Source organism: Collimonas pratensis (assembly GCF_001584185.1).
GTDB lineage: Bacteria > Pseudomonadota > Gammaproteobacteria > Burkholderiales > Burkholderiaceae_D > Collimonas > Collimonas pratensis.
Window position 1 is genome coordinate 5364457 of record NZ_CP013234.1, and the last position, 13491, is coordinate 5377947.

Below are 13491 nucleotides of genomic sequence, written 5' to 3' on the forward strand. Positions count from 1 at the left end.
TGGTCACTTCCACAATAGCTTATGCTATAAAATTACCAAAAGACAATGCAATATTCCAGCTTATTGTGCAGGTTATTTACCGTCAAGGAACGCTATGGCTGTTCGGAAGATCCCTAAAAATCATCTGGTCGTTACCGGCAGTTTCGCCAGTCGTAAAAACGGTCAGATGGATCAATTTGAATCCTTGCTGGAAAAAGAATACTTGCTGCTCCTCGATTTCGACGACAGCGTCGAACGTTATGAAACACAGCCAGTAACGATTCCAATTCCCGGAATGCGTAACGGCTATACCCCGGATGTGCTGGTATTTTATCTCTCCGATCGCAAGCCACAACTCACTGAAATCAAACACACCGACGACTTGCGTCGGAATGCCGAAAAATACGCTCCCAAGTTTACGGCGGCAGAACAATACGCCCTCGAGCGGAATTGGGAATTCCGCGTCGTGACGCAGATCGACATTCGTACTCCACGCCTGAGTAATCTCAAATTTCTACGGGAATATCGCAATATTGAGCCCGCAGCACAAGACTGCGCCGAAATTGTCAGACTAATGAAGAAAGCGGACGAAATTTTTTCGCCAAAAACACTTCTTGATCAATTAGCGACCAGTGATGACGATCGGCTGTATTGGCTACCGGTCATCTGGCATTCGATAGTCACACAAAAAATAACGGCAGATCTGGACAGACCTATTGACAATAACGCGGTACTTCATCTGCCGCAAAGTATCCTATGAATACCTCAGAGCCCCCATTACTTTGGATCAAGGAGGGTGCGACGATCACCAACAATGATCGCGAATACGTCGTCGTGGCTTTGGCGGACATCAACTTGGTTTTGGCTAAAGAGGTCGGGACAGAAGAAAAGGTGTTACTCAAAATCGGAGATATTGGTCCACCAAGGGTCATTGGCGAAGCCACGCCGATGCCGCAACCAGAACGAGCGCTGGCAAGTGTCTCTGACGCAGATTGGCAAGTTGCTGAAGATCGCCGCAAGTACATCGGCCCGCTATTAAATAGCTATTATCAACACTCGGATGCTCTCGCGGATAAAATTGCCGCCGAAGCGGGCGTCAGTCGAGCTACCATCTATAGATGGCTGGCGACATTCAGAGATACCGGATTGCTCTCTTCCCTGCTACCAAATCCGGGAGGCAAAGGAGGTAAAGGGAAGGCTAGGTTATCGGCCGACGTCGATGCCATTATTCAAGACTGCATCGAAAATTTCCACGATACCGACCAAAGCCAATCCGTCGCTTCGACGATCGCTGAAGTTCGCAGACGCTGCTCCAATGCAAATCTTCGCCTACCTGCACCCAATACAATCCGGGGTCGCCTCGAACAAACAAAGGGGCGAGAACGTGTCGCTCGTCGCAAAGGAGAAGCGGTCGCGCACGACCAATTTGATCCAATCAAAGGTAGCATCCCGGACGCAGATTGGCCGTTAGCAATTGTACAGATCGATCATACTTTACTGCCAGTAATCATCGTCGACGACGTGTATCGCAAATCCATCCGACGAGCCTGGATTACGTTGGCTATCGATGTCAATAGTCGGGTCTGTCTGGGAATGCATTTGTCGCTCGACGCTCCATCGGCTATGTCTGCCGGCATGTGCATCTCCCACGCCATTTTGCCGAAGGAGCGTTGGATGGCAAGGCTGAATATCACCTCAACGGATTGGCCATGCTGGGGAACCATGAGCGTGCTGCACATGGATAATGCACGCGAATTCCGAGGTCAGATGTTAAGCATGGCATGTCAGGAATACGACATCGATCTTCACTTACGTCCGGTTAAAAAACCCCGCTATGGGGCACACATTGAACGTTTAATGGGAACGGTGTCCGAAGGACTCAAGACGCTGAAGGGAGCGACCTTCTCCGGCCCAGAAGAAAAAGGACAATACGATTCGGAAGGAAATGCCTGCATGACCTTCAGCGAATTGGAGCGTTGGCTCGTCCTGTTTTTTGCCGCATATCATCGGAAGCCGCACGCTGGAATCAACACGTCACCGTTGGCTAAATGGCGCGAAGGCTTGCTCGGCACAAAAGGAAAGCCGGGACGCGGGCTGCCCGCACGTCGCCTTGATGACGAAAAACTGCGTATCGATTTCATGCCATTTTTCGAGCGAACCATTCAAAATTACGGTGTCCTGATAGACGTCCACTACTATCATGATGTCCTACGCCCTTGGATAAATACGCCTCATCCGGAGTTTAATAAACATCGGCGCAAATTTCCATTTCACCGAGATCCGAGAGATATCAGCGTTTTATATTTTTTCGATGAAATAGCTCAACGCTACTTCTCCATTCCGTATCGCGATACGAGTCTGCCGCCCGTAAGTATCTGGGAATTGCGGGAAGCGTATCGACGCGCCGATGAAAAGGGTATCTCGCGCGAAAACGAAAAAGCTGTGTTTGCCCTAATCAATGAACAACGAGAAATCGAAGCGGAAGCCGCAGAAAAAACAAAAGCAGCGCGACGTGCACAGCAGCGCCGAACCCAGCACGCCGTAGCCCGCAAGCATAAGGACGAGGACTTGCCCAATGTCAGCACACCGACTTCTACGGCACCTCCGCCGGGGGTACGGGGATACGATCCTGATGCAGTGGCGCCACTGGATGACGAATGATGCCCGAAAAAAAAGATTTCCCTCATCTCAACGAAGCTGCATTAGCGTTAATCGAACGCACAGATGAAGAGCGTATCTACGCGATCCGCGAAGGTTCCTGGTTGGGTTACAAAGATGCCAAGCGCATTCTGGCACGCATGGAGGAACTATTGGCCTATCCGCGTATTACTCGCATGCCAAACATGCTTTTAGTCGCGCCATCGTTTAATGGTAAGACCTCGATTCTGGAACGTTTCATGTCGCTGCATCACCCAGATTTGGATGCCGAAGGAGAAGTGACAATCTGTCCCGTGGTAATGGTAGAGGCGCCGCCAAAGCCAGACATTTCAGATTTTTACACGCGTATATTAGATGTGCTGATGACACCCTATAAGCCCACGGCATCGACCCCAGAAAAATACTCACAGATTAAGCGCTTGTTCCGTCAAATGGATGTGCATATGTTGATCGTCGATGAAATTCATCATTTGATTACCGGCAGCACGAATCGCCAGCAGGAATTTCGTAACGCGATTAAAAGTCTGGGCAACGAAACCGGAGTGTGCATGGTCGCGGCGGGAACTGAAGATGCCTACAATGCGTTTAACACCGATCCTCAAATGTCTAGTCGCTTCACTCCTGAAGAGCTTCCTGTTTGGAAGCCGAACAATGAATTCGGTTCTTTGCTGGCCACCCTCGAACTGCGAGCCCCATTAAAGCAGGCATCAAATCTTAAGGACCCTCCCACTATGCTAGCCATTCATACCCGTAGCGAAGGCACATTGGGCGACATGGTCGATTTGGTTAAGGAATTGGCGGTAGATGCAATTCGAAACAAGGTCGAACGAATTACGTTTGATCGGATCACCTCCCTGAGATGGGTACCTCCATCCAAGCGGAAGCAATATAAGCGTCTCTGATTGTCATGTTGGGACTTACTTCACCGTTGTGGCCAATTCATTACAAGCCGTTGCCCGATGAATTATTATCCTGTTGGCTCGTGCGCCTTGCGCATGGGCACGGTATGAAATCTCAAACCTTCTGCAACGTTATTTTTGGCAATCGCATTCAAATATGGAATCGGGATATCGACCGATTGGCGCCGTCATGGCTATTGGATGAACTTAGTCGCCGAACTGGGACTTCCCCTGAAACGGTATTGAATACGACTTTGCGAACCTACGAGGGCCTGCTGTACAGGCAATTCAGATTGTCCGGCGCGTTGCATTGGATCCTCGTACTCAAAATGTATCACCGTAAGCGAGAGGGGCATGGGTTGCAGTTCTGTCCCACGTGCCTAGCCGAAGATACTATTCCATATTTCAGGAAAAATTGGCGCATCGCTTTCAATACGGTCTGTACTCGTCATGGAACAATGCTCCTTGACCGTTGCCCGAAATGTAGCGTGGCTGTCGCCGTTCACCGTCTTGATATGGCTAGGCCAGCCGACGTAGAACTCGCTCCACTTTCATATTGCCACATTTGCGGATTTGACTTACGGGCCGCACCGGCAACGGAACCGATTGCGTATGACGTCCCGACCGCAGCATTATTGCTTAAGGTAAGTCGGATCGTCGATACCGGAGGTAAACCAAGTCCAGAATGGGATTTGGGACGATATTCAGTCATGCATCAATTATGCAAACTCATGACTTCACGATATCAACACGTTTCCCTTCGACAGTTCGTGTTAGAACAAATTGGAACTCAAGACATGCCTTTGGCAGAGGGACATATATCTTTTGAGATGAGATCGATAGAAGAACGGCACCATTTGGCGCAATTAACAGCTTGGCTGCTTATGGATCCCGAACGGAGATTAACTGCAGCATGGCGAGCACAAGCTGTTCGATACAACATGCTCGTGAAAGATTTCCATCAACCACCTATTTGGTACAACAGGATCGTCGACGATTTTTCGAATTGGCGAAACCGATTTATATACAGCTAGCACCTAGCTGACATAAAATTTTTTATGAATTTCTCGGTCATTTAGAAATCGCAGCGCTTTCTTCAACCATATGCTTTTTCTGATATCGCATTCCCAAATTATCATCACTCGCCACCCGGTCCGACGAAGAATTGCAATATTTCTCTTGTCGCGTGAAGCATTGCCCGAAATTTTTCTCTCCCAGTACTCGACATTGCTCTTTGGCCGGGACTGACCATATTTACACGAGTGATCATGCCAAAAACATCCATGTACGAAGATCACTTTGTGACGGGCAGGAAAAACCAAATCTGGCGTCCCAACCAACTTTCGACTGTGCAGAACGTAACGGTAGCCTAAACGATGAAGCGTCGATCGCACGATCATTTCTGGCTTTGTGTCTTTGCTGCGCACTTGAGCCATTGTGCGGCTGCGCTCAGCGACAGAGATCCGGTCCACACTCAACCTCCTTAGTAAACTTACCTCAGATATTCAGAGCATACGCCGAATGTAAATCGCTCAATCGCCACCCCCAATGGCGTCAACCTCAGCCAGGCAGTCGATCAGATGATGCCGTCCGCTATGCTAGCGATCTGAATCCATCCACCGAAGTGAAGTTGAGGTACCATTCTTGGCGAGACAATGGCCGCGACTATCGTGCTCATCGATACCAAACCAAAAAAAAATGAATCAGGAAGAAGTATGGCGGTATTGAATCAAATTGTAGCCCTGGACATTTCCACTGACGATCGGGTTCAAGCCATTGAACAAGCCAGGGTGCACGGTAAGCTTTTCGATGCCTTAAAGCGCCCCGGTTTCATTCACATTAGGTAGTAATCATGACGAGATCTTTTGGTCTGGTGGATTATAAAGTTCAGGAAGCTGAGTTCTTTCTGCTCGAAGTTCATCGCTACGGCCAAAAAATCGATTTCTGGGCGGTCCAGTTCTGCGTCTCTGCTTTTGTCTCGGCCGCGCGCAGCGTTACGTTCGCGATGCAAGCATCTCTCAAAGGTAATCCAGAGTTTGATGTATGGTATGCCCCTCGACAAGAAGCGCTTCGAAAGGATCCCTTGTCACGCTTCTTCCATGATTTCCGAACGGTGACGCAGCACATCGGAGAGAACTTAGTCTCCGGCGGGTCTCACAGTAAAGCGGGTACCTTCTATTACTTTGTTCCCTGCCGTGACTTGCCGAACGTCCCCGAGTTGGATGTGATCACCGCGTGCAACACGTATTTCAAAAGCGTGCTTGAACTGGTGCATGACTGTTATGTACATCTTCGGACCATCGTTGATGGCCAATGGTACTTCACGGAGGAGAACTTTAGGCACCTAGGAAAGACGATTGAAGATGCCGAAGAGGAGCTTGGCCTGCCACGCGGCTGGACCGACATCAAAAAACCTGGGATCGAACCATATCGTTGGCACGTGTTGAGACGGAGTGCCGACGGCTGCAATATCCAATCACAGTTTGATAAGTGGTTGGGTAGGACCTTAGATCGGCCGCCAACTCCCCCCCCCCCCTATGATTCTGGGCGGTCTGAGTAAATGGCACGTGCGGACGCGTTTCAATCATAAAATCACGCTCGCCGAAATTGATAATATAAACACAATAAACTCATTTTCCTACTTACTCACTTTCATCAATTTGCATACGGGAATTCATGAATATAGGCCCAACGTCCGCTATTTGGTGCCATGAAGCAGGATGTCAAAATGTTGACGCCTTTGTGCAATCGCTGTACATTGACGCCACTAGGAGGCGTCAATGCGTGTTGTGGATCTTTTCGCCGGATGCGGCGGGTTGAGTAAGGGATTTGAGCAAGCGGGCTTTGAGCTTACGCTGGCAGTAGAGCATTGGGCTCCTGCGCGGGAAGTCTACAAGGCCAACTTTGATCACATCGTTAAAGACCTGGACTTAGGGCGGGTAACTGACGCCACTCGCCTAATTCGTCCTGAGAGGCCAGATCTGATTATGGGTGGCCCACCCTGTCAGGAATTTTCGGTTGCAGGCGGTCGCGTTGAAAGTGATCGAGCCGAACTGACACTGAAGTTTGCGAAAATCATAAGCGCAGTGCGACCGCGCTGGTTCATGCTGGAAAACGTACCAGGTGCTCGCAAAAGTGTCGCTTGGCAGTCAGGACGTAGTGTTTTGGAAAAAGCCGGTTATGGTATTACTGAGTGCATTCTCAACGCAGCGTACTTCGGGGCACCGCAAAATAGGAAGCGTTTTTTTGCCATTGGCTGCATAGGCGAAGAACATGACTTCCTGTTTGATGAAATTCAAATGGGGAGTTCAGAAAATCCCCTGTCTATACGCAACTTTGTCGGCGATGAATTTGGCATCGATTTTTACTATAGACATCCAAGGAATTGGGGGCGTCGAGGAGTGTTTTCGCTAGACGAGCCTTCTCCGACTATTCGATCAACGAACCGGCCCGTTCCACCAGGTTATAAACCACACCCTGACGACGCTGGTCCATGCAAAGAAGCTCGGCCACTATCTTCGTGGGAGCGAGCAAGAATTCAAACCTTTCCTGAGAATTTTCAGTTTTCCGGAACAATGACTAATCAGAGTACGATGATTGCCAATGCCGTGCCAGCCTCCTTGGCAGAGCATGTGGCGGCCGCAATATCCCGTTATGAGGAGCAGCGTTCTATGTTCAGCGACCCAAATTTTCGTGAGTGGTTATCTTCTACTCAAGAGTACACCCCTCGCACCATCAGCAACGTAATTTCGAGAATTAATCGTGCTTCGCGCATCTTGCATGCCCGCCAACTCTCTAATGATCCGTTGGATATAATTCACGCTCTCGAACGTAAAGGCGAGTTCGCCGAACTATCATCCAGCGTGCGTTCGCAAATTAAAAAAGCTATTCGTTTACGCGCAGAGTTTCAAGGGCGTTGAGGTTCGACGGAAGCTAGGTCAAAATGTCTGGGCCAATAATGCGGAGCAGAGCTCCCATCACTGGCCCGACCAACTCGATTACAGAAGGCAAATATCTCGCAATTCTAACTACAGGTTATTTGCTTTCTATATTTGCCTGCTTGTTATGCATCTCCGCGAGAGTTCGCAGAGGCCGTCTTTCTAAGTTGAAGGTGTCGGTAAAAGTGAGCCCATTCGCCCAATCAGTACCCAAGATCTTGGACATCACTGATTCGTCTTTCCTCCATAGAGGATGAACCACGACGGTGCGGAACAACTCATCTCCTGCCAGAGACCGTGCAATGATGCAGGGTAATTTTGAAGCTGCGAGAACAACGTAGCTCATCGTTCCCGGACGCATTGCAACAACTGACTCTGCCAAACTATGCGCATATTCATGCCATTCAGCTATTTCTGGGAAATTCCTGTCATTTGTATCAATGCCAGCTGAATAGTTATCCTGAATCATAGCCCTCAAGTAGGCAATTCCGAGGCGCCAATCAAGCAGCCCATGATATCGACGATTGCCAAATCGTTGAATACAACGATAGCAAGACGTCTTACATTGCTCCGCATGCGCACCGTCGCCATCTGTGCCAAGGAAATCTTGTAAAGGCCATACAATTTCATTTTCCAAGATTTCCTCAAGCAACTTGGCAATATATGGCACGCCCCCCGACACGTCCGGATCACCGAGGCGTTTGCACAAACCAGATCCGTTGACTAATGAGTCTGCTATCTGCAGCATAGGCAAACCACCGCGAAGGCGAGGCTCGAGTGCCTCAAATTCCTCAGCAGATACGTCAAGCATGAGTGCTGCTTTTTGCACTAGAATTTGGGTGGCACTAACAGCGGCGGCACGAGTTGCTATATTGAAGAATTCCCCTTTACGAGCAACATGATTCAGATTTAAACGGCTGTCAAATTTTCTCAATTCTAAATAAACAGCATCCGTTTTTTTTCGAGAGATTAATCCGAACTTCATACCCAAATTTCCATTAAGCTCCCATCGACTCGCCTGAGATTTTTCACGAATGCTCGTTTCGATCGCTTGTGATCGCGTCAATTTGAGCCATTTAGATGCTCCTGGCAAAGGCAATCGTAAATCAGACACCTCATCGACTCTAAATTGCTGAGCAACCTCGTCTGAATTAGCTACCCCATCATTAAGTTGCATAATTGTGGCTCCGGCCCCGCGCCGCACAACAATGTTTCGATGCACAATTGGCTCACCTACTTTCAGTACTGTGGCAACAGTACGTTGATTCATGCGCCCGACTACATCACCGCTGTCTTGAGGATTAAAATCTGTCCGGAAAGCCGTCGGCGTTTTATATTCTGCGAAGTTCGCTATCGAAATTTGTTCACGACAGTCATCGCACTCAAGCTCTGTTGTCGGCAATGTTTCATAGTGCTTCGCAGAGCCACAGGCATCACATATGGCGACAAATGTTTCAGACTCCCACCAGTCTGATACCGCTTGGACCGCGATACCTCCCGCGCGCTTCACCGGATCGGAAAGATTTCCGGTAAAACCTATCACCTTATGCTTTTGTTTATCCTTAACGAGCACAGAGCCGGGAGCAAACTCGAAGACGGCCAGGTCCAAATCACGGCTTATCGTCGACCATTCATATTCGTCGCTGCCTTTACCGTCATCTTCTCGAAGGCCCAAGTAGAGATTTCGAACCCGGGTCGGCATGCCATACATCGGCAGTAGTCCCTGCTCGGCGAGAAAGCGCGCCAACCCGAATCCGGTACCGGTTGGTTCATTTGGTTTAAGACCATTAATTTCCGACATCAGCTGCTCCACAGTTGCATGCGTCGCTAGCGCTGTTTGCTGATCGACGCTGAACGTTGCAGCCTGCAAAAATTCATCTCGCACAGATATAGTTGAGTGCAGCGCATCTCGAAGGCGTTGAGGCCAACCCGCCGCATCGTCGAAATAATAGTCCGCCATAGTAACGTACTCGCCATGAATATCAGGAGGCAGCAACAGATCACCAGGATATGGCTTGCTGTTTTGGTGGCACTCCTGCCGCAGCATTTTAAATGCCGCGCGCAGCCAAGATTTGCGCAATAGTCTCAGCGGAATCGGCTCGTGATTTATTGCAAGAAATGGCGGAGGTGGAGCATCTCCAGTAATCGCCTTGGGGTGTGCAAAATAGTATGCGTCGTGGGTTCGTCCGCGACAAAAAGTCGCTACGAAAGAAAAAGCTTGCCCGCGTCGCCCGGCTCGACCAACACGTTGTTGGTAGTTGAATCGCTGTGGCGGCATATTGGCCTGGTACACACTTTGCAGCGAGCCAATATCAATACCAACCTCCATAGTCGTTGTAACTGATAGCATGTCGATTTCAGTAGCTCGCTTCTTCGTCTCACTCTGTCCATCGACAAAAATTCCCTTAAATTTTCTCAGCCTATCGGAAAAGTTATCTGTCTGACCGGTAAGCTCTTCAACGCGGAGACGGAATCGCGGCACCTCATCCTTGGCTCCTCGCACAATTCGCTTGCCAAGAAAATTCTCTTGCCACAGATCTTCAACTTTACCACTTGCTCCGAGGGCCAATGGATCTCCACAGCGTGTGCAATGACGTATCCCATAATGCATATGGACTCGTTCACAAGTCTTACAGCGCCAATATGGATCTCCCCCTTCAGCAACACGCAAATGCAGATTGCCGATATCAAACCAGCCGCTTTTATGTCCAATCGCGGATAAGCGGCCGAGGACTGAGCTCAATTTCTCAACAACGGAAGTGTCCCCGAATACCTTCTGCGCAACCTTTTTAACTCGATTGTTAGTGATGTCAAAGCCTAGAACCCATTCTTTCTTGGCATCCTCATCAAAGTACTGATTGTCGCGAATTCGATACGCGCCAGCGAATACGCGTAACCAGGCGTCAAGTTCGTCCTTCCCAGCAATATCGCGATCAGATACACATGGATACGCGAGCCCAGTTTCTTCCAACGCAAAAAAAGTGTTCGCAAAAATTACATCATCGACCAACTCATATTGCTGACTCAAAATCAATCCGGCCAAATTTAAACGGTCCGCTCCGGTCAGTTCCTCGTGGTACGCTATATCGTTGCCATTCGTCCCTGCAGGCACGAACAATTCATGCCATTCGTGGCCGCGAAATTTCTGCCGCCCAGCTTTGTCAAACGGATGGACGCCCATACGAACGAACTCAGCAACCAATTCACCAACATGGCCATGGCCTTCCTTATGTTGTAAAAGTTTTGCGAGCGGAACAATACGTCCCTCAGCGGGAGGCTTTTCCCCCTCCGACCCTTGCGCATTGTAGCGAGCTCCATATGCCGCAACTTCAGCGAATTTTTTTTCATTCATTAGCGCCGTAGTTTGTTTTTCAAATTCCTCTGGGCTAATCCACTCAGCGCGTTGCTTAGCTACATAAGACCGGGCCGTGGCCACGAGGATCTCGCGACGCACGTCAAGTAAATGCATGTTTTCAATCTCGAGCGCTTGATTCGCGGCATCTTGCCGACTGTCAGAGAAACAGATCCCCTTAGGTTCCGCACCTATAGCAAGCAACAGTTCGAAGAGCTCGGTCGCCACTAGCTGAGATGCTTTACTAACACCGGTGCGAAAAGCGCGAATAGGTGATCGTGATCGGTTAGTGACTGGCCGCCTTGAATAATCAGTGCCGCATTTAGGGCAGCAGAAAGGCTGTGCAGAACGCGGACCAGTAACACGGCCTTTTACATTTCTAACTGCATTCTCTTTCTGACGGTACAAATGGCCACCTACATGCCCGTCTGGTACCTCGGCATCGAGTCGGGTGAATACTACTCCTGAATGTGGATCCAAATGGGCCAGCTGCCAGTCATCGTAGTCGCGCTCAGGTAATAAGGGTGGGGTCCTACGTGGCCAAAATACTGCAAACTCTTCTAGCTTCATTGAATCATAGTATTCATTAGCTGCACCTTCAGGAAGATTCTCAAGGTTGCCAGAAGATGGGAGCAATTCAGTCGCCGTCGCAGTTAAAGTTTTATCCCCCCGCTGGCCACCAATCAACAAGTCTCCGCATGCCTCGCAATACAAAAGTTCGAACAAGCGCTTCCCGCGCTTTGTGTTAGCGTCTGGACGGGCATGAGAAAGCCCGCGCTCAATAGTGAGGTTGCTAAATTCGACTCCGTCTGCGGTTGGGCTGGGAGCAGCAAACAGACCCTCGATATTTCGAATGAACGTATGAACTCTAAATGCTGGAGTGGTAAGTGCGACTCCAGCTCGATTCTTATCCCATAACCCCGATTCCGGCAAAGCCCGAGCGAGCATTAAACCTCGCAGGGCCAGTTCATGATCAGGGCCGCCGTCTGCAAATATTCGATTAGCTACTTCAGTGAGACGTGTCGCGCGAACCCCCTTACCATCTCTACATCCACTCGTCATAGCAGCTGCAGCCGCCTCTGCGAGATTTTTTACAGTGTCTTCTTCTGATTGGCCAGCAATCCCTAGTGCAGACGCCGCAGATTTCACGGCAAGAAGTAGCTCATCAGAAAACTTCATCTTAGCAACAAAGTCCGCACCGCCAGCAAGCGCTATCTGCATTAGCTTAACGAACGGAGCCGGATCGATGGCCTCAAGGTTCCATATTGGAATACTTGGAACACCTTCAACAACACAGCCTTTCCAAAAAGTCGAATCCGTTGAGCCAGGATCGTTTGCTGTCTTACTGGTTCCAAATGGCGCAAATAGATCTCGCAAGTAGGTACGAGATTGCTCGCCGTCGTCACCAATCATTGGCAACGACGCAGATGAAGCGAGAATACGTAACTTATATCGATGCTGCGGCTGATCTAAGCCAAGACGTTGAATTAATGTCTTGATCAGAAACGCAATCTCTGTACCAGCCGAACCTCGAATTAGGTGAAGCTCATCAAATACCAAATAGAAATATGCGTCGTCATTCGAGATAAGCCAATTTCTAGTGGTGTCAAAGATCTTTTCCTCTACTTCCCTGGACAACATTGCTCCCAACATCGAAGCATTGGTTACCATTAGATCGGGAGGTGCAGCTTGGATGTCCCACCGAGATAGCATTTCGCCGCCATCCATGGAGGGAAAAATGTAGCGAGTTAAGTCTGGTATTTTTTCTCCAGATAAAGCTGCTTCGGCAGCAGCGTTTGCATCATGCTTACGCGCGGCCTGTTGATCTTGCTCGGCCCGCTTGAGGGCGGAGCGCAGCTTGCGTAGCCCTCGAGAGCGGCGCTTTTTCTCGTCCGTGTCATCGGCCATCCGTGGGTGAGTCTCATAACCAGTGACCGGAGTCGCGCTGGTATATTGCGCGAAAAAGACGCGATTGCCGTCAAATCGTTCGTCCATGACCGTTCGCGCTTCTTCTGAATCAAGCGTTTTTCGCAATCGGACCATTTGATCCTCAACCAATGCATTCATTGGATAGAGAATCAATGCTCGCATTGCCGCCGGACGCCTCTCACCTTGGCGCATAGCTCGCCAAGACGCATCATCGCTTTCCCACCACCGGTTTTGTAAAAATGATGCATCCGGCTTTTTCCACTGCACTGCCTCATTCGCGATTGCCGCTAGAATGGGCAACATAAAACTTTCGGTCTTTCCAGAACCCGTGCCAGAAGTGACGATACCAGGATGACCTGGCTTAATCCCGCGCTCAAGCATAGATATCTGATGTTGATATGGAGCGTAACGCGATTTTCGTTTAATCTCTGAATCAGCAATGTCTCCATCAAATAATCCTGACAAAGCTAGTTCGACGAATGCCCGTCTTCCGGCAATTGATAGATTCCCGAGAGGGCCATTGTCATCCATTGCTAAATCCTCTAGCAACTTAGGATGCCCCGTGTACCGCAGCACTGGTTCGAGAAACGGCTCCGTAGCCAAAGTATCGTAAGATTCAAGTAATTTGCGACGTATCTTGCTTACGTCAGGGTCAGAAATACGGAAACTAGTCTCGACGTAGGAGATAAAAAAATCTCTGATGCGACCAAAGCCGCCTATTGGATCAAGCATGAAT

At 49.4% G+C, this 13491-nt stretch carries 9 protein-coding genes; 7 read left to right on the plus strand and 2 right to left on the minus strand.

Annotated elements, in window-relative coordinates; translation table 11 throughout:
• Positions 1–94 precede the first annotated feature (94 nt).
• From CPter91_RS23955 to CPter91_RS27840, 4 genes are read left to right on the plus strand one after another with little or no spacing between them, the layout of a single operon-like run.
• Positions 95–739 (plus strand): heteromeric transposase endonuclease subunit TnsA, encoded by a 645-nt coding sequence (locus CPter91_RS23955; RefSeq protein WP_061945140.1) that lies wholly within the window; start codon positions 95–97, stop codon positions 737–739.
• On the plus strand, positions 736–2640 hold the full coding sequence (locus tag CPter91_RS23960) for a helix-turn-helix domain-containing protein (RefSeq protein ID WP_061945142.1): 1905 nt from the start codon (positions 736–738) through the stop codon (positions 2638–2640). The genes CPter91_RS23955 and CPter91_RS23960 overlap by 4 nt, the downstream gene beginning before the upstream one ends.
• Positions 2637–3539, plus strand: a complete 903-nt coding sequence (locus tag CPter91_RS23965) for a TniB family NTP-binding protein (protein WP_061945145.1) — start codon at positions 2637–2639, stop codon at positions 3537–3539. The genes CPter91_RS23960 and CPter91_RS23965 overlap by 4 nt, the downstream gene beginning before the upstream one ends.
• 5 nt (positions 3540–3544) lie before the next feature.
• On the plus strand, positions 3545–4570 hold the full coding sequence (locus CPter91_RS27840; protein WP_082793202.1) for a TniQ family protein: 1026 nt from the start codon (positions 3545–3547) through the stop codon (positions 4568–4570).
• A gap of 3 nt (positions 4571–4573) precedes the next feature.
• On the opposite strand, the gene CPter91_RS26105 is transcribed toward CPter91_RS27840, so the two are convergent.
• On the minus strand, positions 4574–5008 hold the full coding sequence (locus tag CPter91_RS26105; protein ID WP_205631635.1) for a very short patch repair endonuclease: 435 nt from the start codon (positions 5006–5008) through the stop codon (positions 4574–4576).
• Positions 5009–5191: 183 nt separating this feature from the next.
• On the opposite strand from CPter91_RS26105, the gene CPter91_RS26785 reads away from it, so the two are divergent.
• The 3 genes from CPter91_RS26785 to CPter91_RS26110 all read left to right on the plus strand — a co-directional run bounded on the left by CPter91_RS26785 (position 5192) and on the right by CPter91_RS26110 (position 7456).
• Positions 5192–5383, plus strand: a complete 192-nt coding sequence (locus CPter91_RS26785; protein WP_150119799.1) for a hypothetical protein — start codon at positions 5192–5194, stop codon at positions 5381–5383.
• 5 nt (positions 5384–5388) lie between these two features.
• Positions 5389–6096, plus strand: a complete 708-nt coding sequence (locus CPter91_RS23970; RefSeq protein WP_061945147.1) for a hypothetical protein — start codon at positions 5389–5391, stop codon at positions 6094–6096.
• Positions 6097–6316: 220 nt separating this feature from the next.
• Entirely contained in the window at positions 6317–7456 is a 1140-nt protein-coding gene (locus tag CPter91_RS26110) for a DNA cytosine methyltransferase (protein WP_082793204.1), read from the plus strand.
• A 115-nt stretch (positions 7457–7571) separates the two neighbouring features.
• Here CPter91_RS26110 and CPter91_RS23975 read toward each other — a convergent pair whose 3' ends face one another.
• On the minus strand, positions 7572–13487 hold the full coding sequence (locus CPter91_RS23975) for a DEAD/DEAH box helicase (RefSeq protein WP_061945149.1): 5916 nt from the start codon (positions 13485–13487) through the stop codon (positions 7572–7574).
• Positions 13488–13491: the final 4 nt, after the last annotated feature.